Source organism: Paraburkholderia sp. HD33-4 (assembly GCF_021390635.1).
GTDB lineage: Bacteria > Pseudomonadota > Gammaproteobacteria > Burkholderiales > Burkholderiaceae > Paraburkholderia.
The window spans coordinates 566,450-583,913 of record NZ_JAJEJS010000002.1 but is presented as its reverse complement, the minus strand read 5'-3'; the positions used below and the strand labels follow the sequence as shown (position 1 = coordinate 583,913).

Genomic DNA, 17,464 nt, shown 5'->3' with positions numbered 1-17,464 from the left:
CGATCAATCCAGATCTTGAATTTTTCCAAATTCTCGCACTATCATGCGCAAAGTGTCGACACTAAACCAAACAACGCAAAGACCGGCACGCTCGTTCCATACAGACCAGGAGACGTCATGTTCATGGAAAAGGAAATTGCCGGATCGGCGCACGCGCTACCCAGCGTGTCGGCCCGGCTCGACCGACTGCCGCCCACGCGCTACTTTCGCGGCCTCGTCGTGCGCATCGCGATCGGCGGCTGGTTCGAGTTCTACGAGATGTTCATGGCCGCGTATATCTCGCTCGGCCTGATCGGCAGCGGCCTGTATCGGGCGACCACCGCCGGCCTGTTCGACGTGAACGGCTTCGCCAGTTTTCTCGGTTCGTTCTTCGCCGGCATGTTCGTCGGCACCGTCGCGCTCGGCGGCTTCACCGATCGCTTCGGACGACGCGCGGTGTTCACCGCGGCCATGCTGATCTACTCGGCCGCGACTTTCGTCGCCGCGTTTCAGACCTCGCCCGCCGCGATGGACGTATGGCGCTTCTTTGCGGGCATCGGCATCGGCGTGCAGCTGATTACGGTGGACACCTACATCTCCGAGCTGACGCCCTCGCGTACGCGCGGCCGCTACTCGGCGTTCAGCATTCTCGTGATCCTGACCTCGGTGCCGATCGTCGCGGTGCTGTCGTATCTGCTGGTGCCGCACGCGGTGCTCGGACTCGACGGCTGGCGCTGGGTGATGATCATCGGCTCGGCCGGCGCGATCCTGATCTGGTTCATGCGACGCGGCCTACCCGAATCGCCGCGCTGGCTCGAAACCAAGGGACGCGACACGGAGGCGCACGCGATCGTCGATGCAATCGAAGCGCACGTCGCCGCCGAAACCGGCCGCCCGCTGCCGCCGCCCAATCTCGACGCACCCGGCTCAGGTCGCGGCGAGCGCGGCTCGTGGGCGGAGATCTGGCACGGGCGCTACCTGATGCGCACGGTGATGTTGTCGATGTTCAACTTCTTCCAGACCTTCGGCGTCTACGGCTTTGGCGCGTGGGTGCCGGTGCTGCTGTACTCGAAAGGGATCACGATCACGCATTCGCTGCTCTATACGATGGTGATCGCGTTCACGACGCCGCTCGGCGCGCTCGGCGCGATGTATTGCGCGGAGCGGGTGCAACGCAAATGGCAACTGGTCGGCTCCGCGCTCGCGGTTGCGGTGGCCGGCGTGCTGTTCGGCATGGCGCGCGAGCCGGCGCTGATCGTGTTGTTCGGCGGTATCGTGACGATCGCGAACAACTGGATGATCGGCATCTTCCACACCTATCAGGCCGAACTGTATCCAACGCGGATCCGCGCCCGCGCGGTCGGCTTCGTGTTCAGCTGGAGCCGCATCAGTTCGATCTTCGTCGGTTTCTGGGTGGCGGCACTGCTCAAGCATTCGGGGGTGCCCGCCGTGTTCGTGCTGATTTCGTCAGCCATGCTGGTGATCGTCGTGATGGTCGGCATTTTCGGGCCGCGCACCAACGGCGTTCATCTGGAGGAGTTGTCCCAATGAGTTCCATTGCCGCCGCGTTCGCGCAGGGCCTCTATCGACTCGTGCAGCGTCCATTGCCGGAGCCTGTCGCGAAGGAAGCGCAGCGCTCGCTGATCAATGTGATCGGCACGTCGATCGGCGCATGCCGTCACCCAGGTGTCGACGCGATTCTCGCGACCGCGCGCGAACTCGGTGCGCGGGCCATTGCGCCGGTGCCGGGGCGCAGCGAGCGCGTCGATAGCCATTTCTCCGCACTCGCGACAGGCTTCGCCGGTCATCTCGACGATTTCGACGACACGCATCTCGCCACCGTGATCCATCCAGCCGCGTCGGTGTTCGCGGTGCTGAGCGCGCTCGCACCGCAGACGCGACCCGACGGCGCCAAAGCGCTGAGCGCCTTTGCGCTCGGCTGCGAGGCGCAATTGCGCGTCGGCGTGTCGATCTCGCCGGAGCACTACGACCGCGGCTGGCACATCACGGGCACCTGCGGTGTAATCGGCTGCGCGGTGACGGCCGCGCTGCTGCTCGGGCTCGACGAAGCGGGTCTCGCCGAAGCCGTGGCGATCGCCGCGTCGATGTTCGTCGGTCAGCGCGAAGCGTTCGGCACGATGACCAAGCCTTACCATCCAGGCAAGGCCGCCGCGAACGGCGTGGCGGCCGCGCGCCTCGCGCAGCGCGGCCAGCGCGCCGCCGTGGAGATCTTCGAAGCGTCGGGCGGCTATTCGCATTCGCTGTCGACGCGCGTCGACTTCGAGCAGATGAACGGCGAGTTCGGCGAGCGATGGGAGCTACTGTTCAACACCTATAAGCCCTATCCATGCGGGATCGTCGCGCATCCCGCGATCGACGGCGGGCTCGCTCTGTCGACAAGGATCGACGACGTCGCGTCGATCGACGCGATCACGCTGCGCTGTCATCCGCTCGTGCCTGAATTGATGGGCAACCCTCAACCGGGCGATGGTCTGCAGGCGCGCTTCAGCGCGATCCACGGCGTGGCGGCGGCACTGTGCGACCGGCAGGTCGGCCTCGCGCAATACGAGGATCGGCGCGTCACGCGCGACGACGTCCGTGGCTTGCGCGCCAGAACGACGCTGGCGCCCGATGCATCGATCCGGCGCGACGAAGTGTTGATCGAGGCGCGGCTGCGCGACGGTTCGATCTTGCGCCATCACGTCGAACATGCGCGCGGCAGTCTCGCCCGGCCGCTGACCGACGCAGAACTGATGGACAAGGTGCGCCTGCTGATCGATCCACAACTAGGCGTTGGCGTTGCCATGCGACTCGCCGCGAGCGTCGCGAACCTGCAAGCGGCGCCGAACCTCGATGCCCTGTTTTCGCTCTGCGCTCCGAACGAGGAACTGAATCATGCATAACCCAGCCGCTCAATCCGCCGTCTCGGATGCGCTCGCCGACTTCGCCGTCGGCGCGCCGCCGGATCAGCGCGTGCGGACCATCGCGAAGCAGACGCTCGACGACGCGCGCCAACGCATTGCCACCGCGGGCGACACGGGCCATCGACTCGGCGCGTTGTTGCAGATCGAAGACGCCGCGCCGAACGACGCACGCACGCGCGCATGGCTGCTCGGCGCGATCCTCGCGCGGCAAACACCGGGATCGCTCGCGACGCCTACGCTCGCGGCCGTCATCGCGATGGGCGACCAGCCCGCGGCCGCGGAAGACGACCTCGTCGAAGCGACGGCCATCGGCATCGAAGCGGCTACGCGTCTGTTCGCCGCGCTCGACAGCGACGAATATCGCGCGCGCTGGAATTGCGCTGCGTCGATCGGCATTCTCGGCGCGACGCTCGCGATCTCGCGTCTGCAACGGCTCGATATCGCACGCACGCGCCACGCGCTTGGCATCGCCGCGACGCAGGCAGCCGGCCTAGCGCACAACGCCGCACACGCGATGGCTGCGCTCGAAACCGGCAAGGCCGCGGCCGACGCGATCGAAGCGACGCTGCTGGCAAAGCATGGCTTCACGAGCGCCGCCGCGTCGATCGACGGCCGGCGTGGCTTCGCGGCCTTGATGGCGTACCGGTTCGACACAGCGGCGATTGTCGAGGGTCTCGGCACGCACTGGACATGGTCGACGTGAATGGCTGATTCCATGCCGTAGTACCGAGCAACCAGATTGCCAACAAAGAACTCAGCAAAAACCCACAGGAAACGCACATGTCCGCGTGTTTCATACCGACGCGCCGCCGCCTGCTCCAATCCGCGGGCGCGCTGGCCGCAGCGACGTTGTCTTCGCCAAACCTGTTCGCCGCTGGAAATGCGACAGATTCCGCGAACGCCGCGAAACCCGGCAACGCCGACATCACCGGCCGGCTCGCCCGCTATATGGTGTCCACGCGCGACAACACGCTACCCGACGCGGTCGTGCTCGAATGCAAACACCGCATCCTCGACACGTTCGGCGCAATGGTCTCGGGTTCGCGCATGAAGCCTGGTTCGATGGCAGTCGCCTATGTGCGCGAACTCGGCGGCGCGCCGCAGGCATCGGTAATCGGCGCGTCGTTTCGCACGACCGCGATCAACGCGGCGTTCGCCAATGCGATGTGCGCGCACTCCGATGAAACCGACGACTTCGAGCCCGTCACGAAAGCGCATCCGGGCAGCTCGGTCGTGCCGGCCGCGCTCGCGCTGGCCGACCGCGAGGGCTGTAGCGGCGCGCAGTTCATCCGCGCGGTCACGCTCGGCTACGACCTCGGCTGCCGCCTGCTGATGGCGCTCGGCCCCGATCTCGTGCGCGGCTCGCATCGAAGTGCGGAAGGCACCGCATCGACGTTCGGCGCGCTCGGTGCGGCGGCCGGGCTCGCACAGCTGAACGAGTTGCAGGCGCGCTATGCGATCTCCTACTCCGCGCAGCAGGTGTCGGGCTTATGGAGTTGGGTCAAGGACAAGGACCACATCGAAAAGGCCTTCGATTTCGCGGGTATGGGCGCGCGTAACGGCGTAACCGCGGTCGATATGGCGCACGCCGGCTTCACCGGTGTCTACGACGTGCTCGACGGCACGCACAATCTGTTCATCGCGCTGTCGACGAAGCCGAACCCCGAAGCGATGCTTGACGGACTCGGCAGCCGTTTCTACGTGACCGAAACTGCGATCAAAACGTACTCGGTCGGCTATCCGATCCAGTCGCCGCTCGATGCGCTGCTCACGTTGCGCAAGCAGTACAACCTGACGCCGAACAACGTGCACAGCATCGTCGTGAGGATTCCGACCGATGCCGAGGGAATCGTCGGCGACAGTGCGATGCCCGACGTCAATTGCCAGCATCTGGTGGCGCTGGCGCTCGTGAAGGGTGCGGTGTCGTTCACCGACAGTCATGACCTCGCGTTGCTGCACGACCCGCGCATCGTCGCGCAACGCGCGAAGATCACGGTGACGCCCGACGCCGCGCTGATGGACCCGGCCGCGCCGCGCGGCGCGATCGTCGAAGTCACGCTCAACGACGGGCGCAAGCTCGAACATTTCACGAAGTATCCGCCTGGCACCAAAGAAAACCCGCTGAATACCGAGGCCGTCAGCGCCAAGGCGCGCGACCTGATGACGCCGGTCCTCGGTGCGGGCAAAACCGAGCAGTTAATTGCGCGGATCAACGGGCTCGAAGCGGTGGAAGATGTTCGGGAGTTACGTTCGTTGTATACGCTGTAGTCAACGCGTGTAATTCACTACCGGCACGGAATACGAAGTCGGCGCGAAATCGGTGCGGCCACTGCGCTGCGACGAACCATTCGCCGGCGCACCGTAGCCGCTATTCTGCGCAGCCTGGTTTTGCGCCGCGACCTTTGCTTCGGCCGCCTGAATATTGGCCGGATAGTCGAGCGGATTCGCGGTGGACGGATCGTAACCGGCCTGTTCGACCTGAATCAGTTCGGCGCGCACCTGCGCGCGCGAGATCGGCTGACTGGTTTGATTCGACTGGGCAAACGCCGCGAGCGGCGTGGCAATGAGAGCGGCGATAACCCCTGCTTCGATCAGCGACCTGATGGACTTCATGATTTCCAACCTCCAGAGATGGCTTCGTGCGATTGCCGCGTAGACTCGTGCGACCGATAAGCAATCCGCGGCGGTGAAGCCAGTTTAGGAGCCGGTCAGGCCGCGCAGTAAGCCCTGAACCATGAATTCACTGTTGCTGTAACGACCACAATTCGCGGCCACCACGTTCCGGCGCAGCCTCATCGCGATGAACTACACTGATGACGCCAAACGACGCGCGCCTCAGCCATCGCAGTCATCGCATTCGATCGAGGAGATAGACGCTCATGTCGCATCCCGTTGCCCTGCCGTGTTACCGCGACAGCGTGCGCGCCGAATGGGTCGATTACAACGGCCACATGCGCGACGCGTTCTACCTGCTGATCTTCAGTCTCGCGGTCGACGGGCTGATCGATCTGATCGGCCTGACCGATGCGGTGCGCAAACAGCGGCAGCGATCGATCTACACGCTCGAAGCGCATCTCAACTATCTGCATGAAATCAAACTAGGAACGCAGGTTCGCGTCGACATGCGCATGGTCGGCTACGACGCGAAACGCATGCATGTCTACTTCGAAATGTTCGCGGTGGACCCGACGCAAAGCCAACGCGCCGGCCCCGTCGCCGCGGGCGAGCAGATGCTGCTGCACGTCGATACCAGCGGACCGCGCGGCGTCGCTTTCGATCCGGACGTCAAAGCGCGCGTGCACGAACTCGCGCAAGCCCATGCGGCATTGCCGCCGGCGCGTTTCGCGGGACGTGTGATCGCTTTGCCGTGCGCTGTGCAACCGGAAACGCCACCCGAACGGAGTGACCATGCTTGAGCCGGAAATCGCCGCTACTGGGGCACAAGCGGGGGGCGCGGGGTTGGCCGGCGCGTTATCGAGGATCAGCGATTGTGGGCGCTGCGCCATTGCGCAAACGTGGCGAGATCGACGCCGACCTCGGCCGGCTCGATGCGGGTCCAGCCGAAGAATGCGTCGTCCCAGCCGGGGATGCTTTGCGGTGTCAGCGACCGGAACTTCATGCCGGAACGATACGCGAGATCCGGCCAGAACAGCGGCATCACCTCGCGCGTGGCGAGCTGGCGCAGCAGGTCGGACGGACCACCTTCGTCGGCGACGATTTCGCCCTGCGAGATCCAGTCGTTCTCGGCCCACGCGACGAACACGCTCGGGTTGCCCGCGGCGTCGAACATCAGGATCACGTTCTGCTCGGGCCGCCAGTAATACTCGACGATGCCCTGAGCGGCCACCACTTCGTCGATCACCTTGCGCGTGCGCGGATCGCAGTAGGTCATGCCGTTTTCGCCGAGCGCGAGCCAGCCCGACTCCCCGCAATGGCGGCTTTTCGCGTCCTTCAGGAAATGCGTGAGGCGATTGGCCGAATCCGGGTCGGTCTTGCGCAGGTACAGGTCGACGATGCCGGCGTTGAACGCCTTCACCGCGACGGTTTCATCGGCGACACCGGTGAGCAGCACCTTCGCGCAACGCAGATGCGAGATCGACGACAGAAACTCGACGCCGCCGATGCCCGGCATGTCGTAGTCGACGACGACCGCCGCCACTTCCTCGAAGCGCGACGGCCGCGCGACGATGTCGCGCTCCGCCGAGGTCTCGACGAAGCGCTCGACGCCCGGCTCGCTCAGACACGCCGACGCCGCCGCGAATTCGAGCGAATTCTCGCGCGCGTGCTGGCGGATATAGTTGAGCGCCGCTTGCGGACGGGTGAAAAACAGGTTCGTGTACGTGCCCGGGAAAAACCGGCGGAGCGCGTCGAGGTAGCTGTCGTTGTCGTCGACGAAAACCACCGTGGACGGATAAAAAACGGGAGGTCGAATAAAGTTGTTCATTATCTTCACGTGTTTCCCACGCCGCCGCGAACGCCACGGACCGACCGGTCGGTCTGGCGTCTCGCAAAGCGACTGCCCAAGGAATGCCGGGCGATGCCTCGCCCGCGGGTCCGCATGATCAATGGGTTCTTGTCGCTACTTCCGGTCTCCGCCTGCCGTCGCCGCGATCGACGCGACTCACGCGTCCCGGTGGCGCAGTTTGGCGGGCCCGCCGGCGTGTGGATCGTGAGCCAGTCGCTGCAAGTCACTTTTACACGCCGGATAATCGAACCGGGGCTGCCGGTCGTCTGCAACGGTTCGTATAGTACAGGCTCCACGCATCGGCGGCACAACTTAAATCGCTTTCCTGCAAACGCCTGTCGCGCAAATGCGGCGGACATAATTGGTCAAAAAAGAAAATCGCTATAACCGGAAAAAATGTCCGTTTCCGGGGTGCTGACGAATGCCGATAACGGCAGCCGTGCGCCGTTCTGGTGCCAGCTCCGTTCGGACATCAACCATCGTGTTGCGCCGCAATATGTGGGCGAAAAGCGTCGCTGGAGAAATGGTCGTTTATCATCGAACAATCGTAGTTGCTTAGTGGTTGTTGCATAGATATGACGAATACCGGCAAGTTGATGATAGTCGGGCTGCTCGTGGTCGATGCGGGCGTCGCGGGCTACCTGCTTTACCCGAGGGACGATCAGGCGCCGGCCGTGACCGGCGCGGTGACCCGCAGCGTCACCGGCGAGGTGCAATCCGAACCGCAGACCGACACGACGCGCGCCGCCGGCGCCAGCTTGATGCCGGCGCAACCGGTGAGCCCGCCCGCGCCGCGCGCGGACATTGCGAACAACGCCGCGATCGCGCCGCAATCGGCGCTCCCGCAGACGGAGTCGGCTGCTCCGGCCCCCGCACCGGCTCAGGCGATCGCGCCCACCCCCGCCCAGGCGATCACCCCGGCCCCCGCTCCCGCCCCGTCCGTGCCCGCAACAGCGGCCGCGCCCGCGCCGGGCGTCACGCCCGATTCGGGCCAGTCCGCGAGCGGCCGCATCGATAACGCGGCGCAGGCCGCTGCCAATCCGGCCGCAGTCGCGCGCGCACCCTCGAAAACGCAGTCGTACGCACAACAAAAAGCCCAATCGAGGCCGCAATACGGGCCGCGCGTCGACCAGACCCAGGCGCGCCGCCGCGACGACGCGCACCCGAATGGCGCCAATCCCGTCGCCGCGATGCTGACCGACCAACTGGTCAAGGAATCGGCGAAACCCGATCCGTCGCTGCCGATGCCTCCCGGGGTCACCTTGCCGACGCCGTCTGCCAATGCCCCCGCGGCTGGCGCGGGTAGCGGCCGCGGCACGAATCCGGTCGGATCGGCGATGACCGATCAGCTCGTGCGCGAATCGTCGAAAGTCACACCGACGCCGCCAGCGGCACAGCCGCCGATCCTCAAGCCCTGAGCCGCGCCGGCCACCCCGCGACTACGGCCGTGACGCCACCTCGTCGAGGTGCGCGAGCAGATCGGCCGGATCGTCATAGACGCGCAACGCCCCCGCGCGCTCCAGTTCCTCGGTGCCGTAGCCACCCGACAGCAGGCCGACGCCGAGCGAACGGCAGCGGCGCGCGGCAAGCATGTCCCAGATGCTGTCGCCGACCACGACCGTGTGCTCGATCGGCACGCCGAGCCGCTCGGCCGCGGCTAGGAACAGGTCGGGATCGGGCTTCGCGTATTTGACGTCGTCGCGCGTGACGACGACCGCCTTCGCCGGATCGACGCCGAGCGCCGCCAGATTCAGCGCGGCGGTTTCCATCCGCCCGCTCGTCGCGACGGCCCATGGCGTGCCGGCCTGCGTCAGCGCGTCGAGCAGTTGGCGCGCGCCCGGCAGCGGGCAGACCTGGGCGCGCATGCGCTGATAGGCGGCCGCATGCGCGTGCCGCAGCCGTTCGGCGCGTTCGACGCTGATCTCGCCGTGGGTCTCCCGCAGCAACTGGTCCGTGAACAGCCCGCCGCTCATGCCGATCTTGCGATGGATACGCCAGACGGATAGCGGGATACCCTCGCTGTCGAGCGCCTCTTTCCACGCCAGCACGTGCTGATAGACGCTGTCGACGAGCGTGCCGTCGAGGTCGAAAAGAAAGGATGTCTGGATACGCATGCCGGCCTCCGTTGATGATGGGTTCGGTCACTATGCCATGTGTCGATGAAGCGGCCAGGACGGCTGGACGCCTGTCAGGGCGTTCCGGTGTCCGTACGATTTGCGCGAATCACCACAGATTCGCGCGTTTTTGCGGCTATTTCGCGCCGCCCCCTCCCGACGCCCACCGGAACACGGTAAGCTTCGGCCCCTCGTTGTTTGCGTCGTCAACCGTTTTTCGAAAAATCCCCGCCTGATTTCCCCGCTGGACGAACGGAGCGCGATTTCCGCGCCCCATCTGGCCCGAGCACATCGCGTGCTTGCGGCTGATTCGCCAAATCATCCGATAGCCCGCGCCCAATCATCGGCTCGCCGTCATTCGCAATAAAAAGCGGGGAAATAACCGGCATTTTTCTATTTTCGCAATAGCGCGATATCGCAAGCGTAATACGCGCGCCGGCATCGGGCGAATCGCGCAACGAGCGCAATTCAGTCCAAAAACACGTTTGTTAATCAAGGATTTCGCGATGAAAAAGACCCTGTTCGCCGCCGCGCTGTGTGGCGCCTTCACGATCCCGGCGCACGCTCAAAGCAGCGTGACGCTGTATGGCCTGATGGACGCCGGCGTCGTCTACACGAATAACCAGCTTGGCCACAGCAACTGGCAGCTCGCGAGCGGCACCACGCAGAACACGGTGTTCGGCCTGAAGGGTTCGGAAGACCTCGGCGCCGGCCTGCACGCGGTCTTCAAGCTCGAACAGGGCTTCATGATGAACAATGGCGCGCAGGCCTTCGCCGGCAGCGCGTTCGGCTCGCAGGCGTGGGTCGGCCTGCAAAGCGATTCCTACGGCACGCTCACGTTCGGCCGCCAGTTCGACGTGATGAACGATACCGTCGGCCCACTGACGGCGGGCTATAACACGTGGGGCGGCAGCCTCGCTGCGCATCCGTTCGAGAACGACAACCTCGCCGCGAACTCGGTCGTGATCAACAACTCGGTCAAGTACGCGAGCCCGCTGTACCACGGCCTGACGTTCGAGACGATGTACTCGTTCAGCAACAAGGCGGGCGACTTCGCGAACAACCGCTCGTACGGCTTCGGCCTTTCGTACGTGCAGGGTCCGCTGAACCTGGCGGCCGGCTACCTGCAGTTCAACAACGCGGGCAACGGCACCGGCGCCGTGACCGCCGGCGACACCAGCGCGAACTTCATCGCCGAACGCCAGCGCGTGTGGTCGCTCGGCGGCAACTACACGTTCGGACCGGCGAGCGTCGGCCTCGTCTGGAGTCACACGCAGATCGACAACGTCGCGGGCGTGTTCTCGTTCGGCACCGGCAGCTATCTCGGCGCGGCTGGCGACGCAACCGGCACGCTCGGCGGCTCGCTGCGCCTCGACAACTACGAGGTCAACGCGAAGTACGCGCTGAGCCCGGCCTGGAGCGTGTCGGGTGCGTACACCTTCACGCATGGCGCATATAACGGTTCGTCGCCGGCATGGAACAGCGCGATGCTGCAGACCGACTACGCGCTCAGCAAGCGCACCGACTTCTACCTCGAAGGCGTGTACCAGAACGCGCACGGCGCGCCGGCCGATTCGGTGTTGTCGCACGCGATGATCAACACGCTGTCGCCGTCGTCGACGAATACGCAGGTCGCGGTGACGGTGGGCATGCGTCACGCGTTCTGATCTCGCGCGGGAGCGGGAGCGGGAGCGGGACCGATGCGGCGCGCCGCGAGCGTGCGATGCGCTCACGACTGCGCCGCCGCGATCACCTGCGACGCGAGCGCATGGTGCTGGCCGCGTCGCGAGCGGATCGCATAAATCTCCTCGATCACGCCGTCCGCGCGGCCGAGCCAGCGCAAACCCCTCAATAACGCGAGATCTTCCGCGCCGAGCTCCGCGAGCGGAAACACGCCGAGCCCGCGCGCCGCGAACACCGCCATCAACGCGCTGTCCTCGAATTCGCCGACGACGCGGGGCCTGATTCCGTGAGCCTCGAACCATCGGTCGAGCCGCGCGCGAAGTGCGCCGTGGCGGGTCGGCAGCAGCACGGGCAGCTCCGCGAGACCGTGCGGAAAGCCGTCGCGGGCCGCTTTGCGGACGATCTGCGCGGGCCCGTACCAGTCGACCGGCGAGCCAGCCACGCGCTGGCTCAGCACGCGCAGGTCCGCGCCGTGCGGTGCCGGCTGACAGGCGAGCACCAGATCGAGCCGATGCAGCGCGAGCTCCGACAACAGCTGCGCGGGCTCGCCCTCGTGACACAGCAGCCTGAGCGACGGCGTGGCCAGCACCGGCGCGAGCAACGCATGGGCGGCGAGTTTCGAAATCCCATCCGACAGTCCGACCGCGAGCCGCACCGCGTCCGCGCCGCTCCCTTCGCGCATCTCGTCGAGCAACGACTCGCCCAGCTGGAAGATCTGCTCCGCGCGATCGAACGCCTGCTCGCCGGCCTCGGTCATCGTGACGCCGCGCCCGGCCGGCTTCAACAGCTGGCGCCCGAGCGCTTTCTCGAGTTCGCGCACCTGCGCGCTGATGGTCTGCACGGCCATGTCGAGCCGGCCGGCCGCGCGCGCGAAGCCGCCCTCCTTCACGACGATCCAGAAGTAGTACAGGTGACGATAGTTGAGCATACAGGGCCGATACTTCGAAGAAATCGAAACGTCGTTCAGGTTATCACTGGTTTATTCGAACCGCGAACAGGCCCATGATGGCTGTTCCGCCGCTCGCGGCGCACCTGGTTGCCCCCCATGGACTCCCTGTTCGCACTCGCAGCCGATCCCGCCGCCTGGGCCGCGCTCGTCACGCTGATCGTGATGGAGATCGTACTCGGCATCGATAACCTGATCTTCATTTCGATCCTCAGCAACCGCCTGCCGGAAGCGCAACGCGCGCGCACGCAGCGCATCGGGCTGCTGCTCGCGCTGGTGATGCGGCTGCTTCTGCTCAGCACCGTCGCGTGGATCGCGAAGCTGACCGCGGTCGCGTTCACACTGTTCGATCATGGCTTTTCGTGGCGCGATCTGATCCTCGTCGCCGGCGGCCTGTTCCTCGTGTGGAAGGCGACCAGCGAAATCCGTCAGCACCTGATCCCCGATGACGAAAGCGCCGGGAAAACCAGCTCGACCGTGCAGCTGACCGTGGCGGCCGCGATCGGCCAGATCATCGTGCTCGACATCGTGTTTTCGGTCGACAGCATCATCACCGCGGTCGGCATGACCGAGCATCTGCCGATCATGTTCGCCGCGGTGATCGTGTCGATCCTGGTGATGCTGTTCGCGGCGCAGCCGCTCGCGCGCTTCATCGATCGCAATCCGACCATCGTGATGCTGGCGCTGAGCTTCCTGCTCGTGATCGGCATGACACTGATCGCCGATGGTTTCGGCACGCACGTGCCGAAGGCCTATATCTATGCGGCGATGGCGTTCTCCGCGTTCGTCGAGTCGATGAACATGCTCGCGCGGCGCGCGAAAACCAAACGTCTGGCAAGCAACGAGGAGTGATGCCGCTATGAAATGCCCAGTCTGCAAAACGACCGATCTGCTGATGACCGAGCGCCGCTCGATCGAAATCGACTACTGCCCCGACTGCCGGGGCGTATGGCTCGATCGCGGCGAGCTGGACAAGCTGATTGCGCAGGATGACGGCGACGGCTCGCGGCGCGGCGAGCGTGCCGTTGTGAGCGAGCGGCAACGTTACGAGGAAGGTCGCGATGAGCATCGCGGGTACAGAAAGAAGCGTTCGATTTTCGATGTGTTCGATTTCGACTGAACACTTCGGCGCCGGGGTGCAGGCAACTGCCAGCCGCCGCTAGCGCGTTAGCGCGCCTTCTTGCGAGCGCCCTTGCCGGTCGTCGCGGCGCGCGGCGCTTCCTTCTCGAGCGGCGCGCCGCCGTTCATCTGCTCGAGCCACGACAGCGTATCGACATAGGACAGAAACTGCTTCAGATACCCCGGCGACAGCTCGCGCATCAACGACAGCGCACGATGCACGAGGCTGCTCGAATTCAGCGGCCCCGCGTTGCTGCCGGGCACCTGTGCGAGCGACTGGCGGAGCTGCTTTTCGGTGCGGACTTTGGACCAGACTTCGCGGAAGTAGTCGAGCGCAGGCAGTTCGGGATAGGCGGCGTGCGGAGCATCGGCGCGCGCGCGGTGGCGGGCGAGGTGTTCGATCAGCGCCGCGAGCGTGGCGTCGCCGGCTTGGTTGGTTTGGTCGGAGGCAGCTTGCGACGCGCTCCCGGCCGCAGCCGCACGCTCGACCACGTCCGCATATTCGGTCAACAGTCCTGACAATCGTTGCCCGAGCACCCGACGCGTCTCGCCGCTGTGCTGCGCGGCGCGCCGCGCAAGCGCGTCGAGCAGATGAAAGCGCATCGGATCGAACCGATCCGCCCCACTCGCGCGCCATGCATCGAGCGTCGCGCGAGCCGCCTGGATGGCGTCGTCGATCATGGTGTCTGCGTCACGCGCGTTCTCAAGCACCGGACTTCTCCGCTGCCGCCGCACTCGACGGACGCGGCACCGGCGCGATTTCGACGCGGCGGTTTTTCGCGCGGCCGGGTTCGTCGGAATTCGGACTGACCGGCTGCTCGGAGCCGAACGCCGCCGCAAACACCGACGACGCCGGCACGCCCTCGTCGATCAGTGTGCGCGTGACCGTCAACGCGCGCTGCGCCGACAGCTCCCAGTTATCGGCGAAGCGTCGGTTGCCTTCGCGCAGGCGTTGATCGTCGGTGAAGCCGCTGACCATCAGGATCTGGTCGCTCGCGCGCAGATACGCGGACAGCGGCCCGGCGAGACTCTTCAGCAGCGCGCGGCCCTCGGGCTGCAGTTGGGCCGAATTCAGCGCGAACAGCACGTTGCCGCTAATGCCGATGCGGCCATTGACGAGCGTCACGCGCCCCGCCGCGAGCGGTCCCGCGAGCGCCTGCTCGAGCGTCTTGCGGCGCTGCGTTTCGGCCTGGCGCTGCTTGACCTCCTGCTCGAGCTTGCTCGACAGTTCGAGCTGCACGCCGATCACGCTGACCAGAATCAGCACGAACGCGCCGACCAGCACCGACATCAGATCGCCGAACGCGGCCCAGATCGGCGCGGCAGTTTCCACGCCGCCGTCGATGTCCTCGCTCATACCGCGTCGGCTCCGGCGGTCGCGCGCTGCGCGGCCAGCAACTGCAGGTCTTCGACGATCTGCTTCTGCGACATCACGCTGAGGTCGACTACGTCGCGCGCCTGCGCGACGTAGTAGGCGAGCTGTTCGTCGCTGCGTGCAAGCGATTTATCGAGCGCTGTTTCGATGCGTTCGAGATGCGCGACGAGCTTGTCGTTCGCTTCGCCGAACATGCGCACGGCCGCACCGAATGCTTCCCCGAGGCTCGCGACTTCGACCGCGCTGCCGGTGACCTGCGCGGCGACCGTGCCGAGCTTGCCGGTCTCGTGCTCGAGGTGCTCGGTGAAGCGATTACCAACCCGTTCGAGCAGATCCGCCGACGTCGAAACCAAGCCATCGACGGCCGTTCGCTGTTCGGTCGACGCGTGATTGACCGCGTCGAGCAGCGTTTCCAGCGTGGCGAGCAGACGACTGCGCTCGTCCAGCATCGCGGTGTCGCGGACCATGCTGTCGGAGAGCTTCTGGCGCAGTTCCGCGACGACTTCGGCAGCAACCTTCGGCGCTTCCGAGGCCGCCTGCACGAGCCGCTCGATCTCGGCGATCGTCGCGTTGGCATGCGTTTGCGTCTGCGCGGAGATATCGCGTGCGGTTTGCGCGAGCGCGTCGCAGATTTGCTGCTGACGGGTCGCCGTTTGCGAACCCGTTTGCTGCCATTGTTCGTTGAGCTTCGCGGTCATCGAACCGAGCGCTTCGGTCCATGCGACGAAGCGCTGCTCGTCGCGCGCGGCGAGTTCGGCTTGCAGGTTTGCCGCCGCCTTCGGTGCTTCAGCCGCGGCTTGCACCAGTCGATCGATTTCGGTGATCGTCGCGCTGGCATGCGTTTGCGTCTGCGCCGAGATATCGCGTGCGGTTTGCGCGAGTGCGTCGCAGATTTGCTGCTGATGGCTGGCGGCCTGCGAACCCGTTTGCTGCCATTGTTCGTTGAGCTTTGCTGTCATCGAACCAAGCGTTTCGGTCCACGCGGCAAAGCGCTGTTCGTCGCGCGCGGCGAGTTCGGCTTGCAGGTTCGCTGCCGCCTTCGGTGCTTCAGCCGCGGCTTGCACCAGTCGATCGATCTCGGTGATCGTCGCGCTGGCATGCGTTTGCGCCTGCGCCGACATATCGCGTGCGGTTTGCGCGAGTGCGTCGCAGATTTGCTGCTGATGGCTGGCGGCCTGTGAACCCGTTTGCTGCCATTGTTCGTTGAGCTTTGCTGTCATCGAACCGAGCGTTTCGGTCCACGCGGCGAAGCGCTGCTCGTCGCGCGCGGCGAGTTCGGCTTGCAGGTTTGCCGCCGCCTTCGGTGCTTCGGCCGCGGCTTGCACCAGTCGATCGATCTCGGCGATCGTCGCGCTGGCATGCGTTTGCGTCTGCGCGGAGATGTCGCGTGCGGTTTGCGCGAGTGCGTCGCAGATTTGCTGCTGATGGCTGGCGGCCTGCGAACCCGTTTGCTGCCATTGTTCGCTGAGCTTCGCGCCCATCGCGTCGAGCGCCTCGGCCCATGCGCCCAAACGCTGCTCGTCGCGCTCGGTCAGTTCCGTCTGCAAGTTCGTATGCGAGCTACCGACCGCGCTCAGCAACGCCGCGGCATGCTGTTCGAAGGTCGCGGCGGCGCGCGCCAACGCCTGTTCGTTGTTGGCGGCGAGTTTGTCGCCCGCGCTCTGCTGCTGCGCCAACGCGGCGCCCCAGGCCTGCGACATGCCGCTCGCCGTCGCTTCGAGCCGCGCGGACACGCCGTCCAGCAACGCGGCCGAGCGCTGTTCGAACGCTTCGGCGACGCGTTCGACCGAAGCACGCTGCTGCACGGCCAGCTCGTCGCTTGCCTGCCGATGTCCGGCCAGCGCGTCGTTGCAAATCTCGGCGACGTTCGCACTGGTCGCCGCGAAGCCGCTCGACATGCCGTCGAGCTGGCGCTGCACCGCTTGGGTCACCACGTCGTGCAACGCGGCGGTTTCGCGCGAGAGGCCGGCCATCGTCGCTTCGACGACCGGCTGCAGAGCTCTGCCCGCGGCCTGCGCGCTGCCGGCCACGCTGTCCTTCAGCGACTGCTCGATCACATCGGCCAGACGCAGATAAGCGGCTTCGGTGCGGCCGTGAAAAGCGTCGAGGCTCGCGATCTGCCGCTCGTTCGACGCGGCGCTCTGCTGTTCGAGCGCGCTCATCATCGTCTGCAGACGTTCGACCAGCAGCGGCGTCGCTTCGGCCTGGCGCTGCAGCAACCGGAAGCTTTCGTCGCGCTGATGGCTCTGGGAATAGACCCGCAAAGTCGTCGCGATCTTCACGTCGAGCTGTTGCGCCGCTTCGAGCCGCTCGCGGCGGCACAGCGCGGACAGCAGCCCGAGCATCGCCGACGTCGCGACACCCGCGATCGACGTGCCGAACGCGAAGCCCAGCCCCTTGACCGGCGCGGCCAGCGACGCGCGGATCGCCTGCAGGTCGCTCGCGCTCTCCAGCGCGAGGCCGGTGCCGCGCAGCGTCATCACCATGCCGAGCAGCGTGCCGAGCATGCCGAGCAGCACCAGCAAACCAACCAGATACGGCGTCAGCGCGGGTCCCGGCAAGCCGACGCGCTCGCCTTCGACGCGCAGCCGCACGCTATTGCGCAGACTCGGATGGACGGGTTCGAGAAACGCGGCAAGGCTCGCCGGTGGTCCGGACAGCGCGGCGAGCGCGCCGGTCAGCGAGGCGGTCGCCTGGCTGTAGCGGCGAAGTTCGAGCGCGCCCAGCACATAGAAGACGCCGATCAGTAGCGTGACGGCCAGCGCGAGCGGATTGGAGACGGCATAACCGACGGCGATCCAGCACGCCGCGGCGAGCCCCGCGAGAAATACGACGAGATCGATACGATATCTGGACATG

General features: G+C 65.8%; 16 protein-coding genes. 9 read left to right on the top strand and 7 right to left on the bottom strand.

Annotated elements, in window-relative coordinates; translation table 11 throughout:
- The first annotated feature begins 117 nt into the window (after positions 1 to 117).
- The 4 genes from L0U84_RS22590 to L0U84_RS22575 all read left to right on the top strand — a co-directional run bounded on the left by L0U84_RS22590 (position 118) and on the right by L0U84_RS22575 (position 5,171).
- Positions 118 to 1,530 carry an MFS transporter gene (locus L0U84_RS22590; protein WP_233852804.1) on the top strand — a complete coding sequence of 471 codons (1,413 nt, stop codon included), beginning with the start codon at positions 118 to 120 and terminating at the stop codon, positions 1,528 to 1,530.
- Positions 1,527 to 2,882 carry an MmgE/PrpD family protein gene (locus L0U84_RS22585; protein WP_233852803.1) on the top strand — a complete coding sequence of 452 codons (1,356 nt, stop codon included), beginning with the start codon at positions 1,527 to 1,529 and terminating at the stop codon, positions 2,880 to 2,882. Before L0U84_RS22590 ends, L0U84_RS22585 begins: the two co-directional genes overlap by 4 nt.
- Entirely contained in the window at positions 2,875 to 3,606 is a 732-nt protein-coding gene (locus L0U84_RS22580) for an MmgE/PrpD family protein (RefSeq protein WP_233852801.1), read from the top strand. The genes L0U84_RS22585 and L0U84_RS22580 overlap by 8 nt, the downstream gene beginning before the upstream one ends.
- Positions 3,607 to 3,683: 77 nt before the next feature.
- Positions 3,684 to 5,171, top strand: a complete 1,488-nt coding sequence (locus tag L0U84_RS22575; RefSeq protein ID WP_233852797.1) for an MmgE/PrpD family protein — start codon at positions 3,684 to 3,686, stop codon at positions 5,169 to 5,171.
- Here the strand turns inward: L0U84_RS22575 and L0U84_RS22570 are convergent, their stop codons facing one another.
- A complete protein-coding gene (locus L0U84_RS22570) occupies positions 5,172 to 5,516 on the bottom strand; it encodes a DUF4148 domain-containing protein (protein ID WP_233852793.1) in 345 nt (114 codons plus the stop codon).
- 266 nt (positions 5,517 to 5,782) lie between these two features.
- Here L0U84_RS22570 and L0U84_RS22565 point away from each other — a divergent pair, with 266 nt between their 5' ends.
- A complete protein-coding gene (locus L0U84_RS22565) occupies positions 5,783 to 6,319 on the top strand; it encodes a thioesterase family protein (RefSeq protein ID WP_233852792.1) in 537 nt (178 codons plus the stop codon).
- 65 nt (positions 6,320 to 6,384) lie between these two features.
- Here the strand turns inward: L0U84_RS22565 and L0U84_RS22560 are convergent, their stop codons facing one another.
- A complete protein-coding gene (locus tag L0U84_RS22560) occupies positions 6,385 to 7,347 on the bottom strand; it encodes a response regulator (protein ID WP_233852790.1) in 963 nt (320 codons plus the stop codon).
- Positions 7,348 to 7,943: 596 nt separating this feature from the next.
- On the opposite strand from L0U84_RS22560, the gene L0U84_RS22555 reads away from it, so the two are divergent.
- Positions 7,944 to 8,786 carry a hypothetical protein gene (locus L0U84_RS22555; protein ID WP_233852787.1) on the top strand — a complete coding sequence of 281 codons (843 nt, stop codon included), beginning with the start codon at positions 7,944 to 7,946 and terminating at the stop codon, positions 8,784 to 8,786.
- 21 nt (positions 8,787 to 8,807) lie between these two features.
- On the opposite strand, the gene L0U84_RS22550 is transcribed toward L0U84_RS22555, so the two are convergent.
- On the bottom strand, positions 8,808 to 9,482 hold the full coding sequence (locus tag L0U84_RS22550) for an HAD family hydrolase (protein WP_129957131.1): 675 nt from the start codon (positions 9,480 to 9,482) through the stop codon (positions 8,808 to 8,810).
- Between the two features lie 506 nt (positions 9,483 to 9,988).
- Here L0U84_RS22550 and L0U84_RS22545 point away from each other — a divergent pair.
- Positions 9,989 to 11,149 carry a porin gene (locus tag L0U84_RS22545; RefSeq protein WP_233852786.1) on the top strand — a complete coding sequence of 387 codons (1,161 nt, stop codon included), beginning with the start codon at positions 9,989 to 9,991 and terminating at the stop codon, positions 11,147 to 11,149.
- 62 nt (positions 11,150 to 11,211) lie between these two features.
- Here L0U84_RS22545 and L0U84_RS22540 read toward each other — a convergent pair whose 3' ends face one another.
- Positions 11,212 to 12,093 carry a LysR family transcriptional regulator gene (locus L0U84_RS22540; RefSeq protein WP_233852783.1) on the bottom strand — a complete coding sequence of 294 codons (882 nt, stop codon included), beginning with the start codon at positions 12,091 to 12,093 and terminating at the stop codon, positions 11,212 to 11,214.
- Between the two features lie 117 nt (positions 12,094 to 12,210).
- Here L0U84_RS22540 and L0U84_RS22535 point away from each other — a divergent pair, with 117 nt between their 5' ends.
- Both L0U84_RS22535 and L0U84_RS22530 read left to right on the top strand, forming a co-directional pair.
- Positions 12,211 to 12,963 (top strand): TerC family protein, encoded by a 753-nt coding sequence (locus L0U84_RS22535; RefSeq protein WP_233852779.1) that lies wholly within the window; start codon positions 12,211 to 12,213, stop codon positions 12,961 to 12,963.
- Between the two features lie 7 nt (positions 12,964 to 12,970).
- Positions 12,971 to 13,231 carry a TFIIB-type zinc ribbon-containing protein gene (locus L0U84_RS22530; RefSeq protein WP_233852776.1) on the top strand — a complete coding sequence of 87 codons (261 nt, stop codon included), beginning with the start codon at positions 12,971 to 12,973 and terminating at the stop codon, positions 13,229 to 13,231.
- A gap of 47 nt (positions 13,232 to 13,278) precedes the next feature.
- On the opposite strand, the gene L0U84_RS22525 is transcribed toward L0U84_RS22530, so the two are convergent.
- Genes L0U84_RS22525 through L0U84_RS22515 form a run of 3 tightly spaced genes read right to left on the bottom strand, consistent with a single transcriptional unit; the run spans position 13,279 to position 17,463 of the window.
- On the bottom strand, positions 13,279 to 13,911 hold the full coding sequence (locus L0U84_RS22525) for a DUF2894 domain-containing protein (protein ID WP_233852770.1): 633 nt from the start codon (positions 13,909 to 13,911) through the stop codon (positions 13,279 to 13,281).
- Between the two features lie 22 nt (positions 13,912 to 13,933).
- Positions 13,934 to 14,587, bottom strand: coding sequence for an OmpA family protein (locus L0U84_RS22520; RefSeq protein WP_233852767.1), 654 nt, complete (start codon positions 14,585 to 14,587; stop codon positions 13,934 to 13,936).
- Positions 14,584 to 17,463, bottom strand: a complete 2,880-nt coding sequence (locus L0U84_RS22515; RefSeq protein ID WP_233852765.1) for a DUF802 domain-containing protein — start codon at positions 17,461 to 17,463, stop codon at positions 14,584 to 14,586. The genes L0U84_RS22520 and L0U84_RS22515 overlap by 4 nt, the downstream gene beginning before the upstream one ends.
- Between the last annotated feature and the right edge of the window lies 1 nt (position 17,464).

Coding starts and splice junctions, on each gene's coding strand:
- L0U84_RS22590 (WP_233852804.1), top strand. CDS start 118: ATGTTCATGGAAAAGGAAATTGCCGGATCGGCGCACGCGCTACCCAGC.
- L0U84_RS22585 (WP_233852803.1), top strand. CDS start 1,527: ATGAGTTCCATTGCCGCCGCGTTCGCGCAGGGCCTCTATCGACTCGTG.
- L0U84_RS22580 (WP_233852801.1), top strand. CDS start 2,875: ATGCATAACCCAGCCGCTCAATCCGCCGTCTCGGATGCGCTCGCCGAC.
- L0U84_RS22575 (WP_233852797.1), top strand. CDS start 3,684: ATGTCCGCGTGTTTCATACCGACGCGCCGCCGCCTGCTCCAATCCGCG.
- L0U84_RS22570 (WP_233852793.1), bottom strand. CDS start 5,516: ATGAAGTCCATCAGGTCGCTGATCGAAGCAGGGGTTATCGCCGCTCTC.
- L0U84_RS22565 (WP_233852792.1), top strand. CDS start 5,783: ATGTCGCATCCCGTTGCCCTGCCGTGTTACCGCGACAGCGTGCGCGCC.
- L0U84_RS22560 (WP_233852790.1), bottom strand. CDS start 7,347: ATGAACAACTTTATTCGACCTCCCGTTTTTTATCCGTCCACGGTGGTT.
- L0U84_RS22555 (WP_233852787.1), top strand. CDS start 7,944: ATGACGAATACCGGCAAGTTGATGATAGTCGGGCTGCTCGTGGTCGAT.
- L0U84_RS22550 (WP_129957131.1), bottom strand. CDS start 9,482: ATGCGTATCCAGACATCCTTTCTTTTCGACCTCGACGGCACGCTCGTC.
- L0U84_RS22545 (WP_233852786.1), top strand. CDS start 9,989: ATGAAAAAGACCCTGTTCGCCGCCGCGCTGTGTGGCGCCTTCACGATC.
- L0U84_RS22540 (WP_233852783.1), bottom strand. CDS start 12,093: ATGCTCAACTATCGTCACCTGTACTACTTCTGGATCGTCGTGAAGGAG.
- L0U84_RS22535 (WP_233852779.1), top strand. CDS start 12,211: ATGGACTCCCTGTTCGCACTCGCAGCCGATCCCGCCGCCTGGGCCGCG.
- L0U84_RS22530 (WP_233852776.1), top strand. CDS start 12,971: ATGAAATGCCCAGTCTGCAAAACGACCGATCTGCTGATGACCGAGCGC.
- L0U84_RS22525 (WP_233852770.1), bottom strand. CDS start 13,911: ATGATCGACGACGCCATCCAGGCGGCTCGCGCGACGCTCGATGCATGG.
- L0U84_RS22520 (WP_233852767.1), bottom strand. CDS start 14,587: ATGAGCGAGGACATCGACGGCGGCGTGGAAACTGCCGCGCCGATCTGG.
- L0U84_RS22515 (WP_233852765.1), bottom strand. CDS start 17,463: ATGTCCAGATATCGTATCGATCTCGTCGTATTTCTCGCGGGGCTCGCC.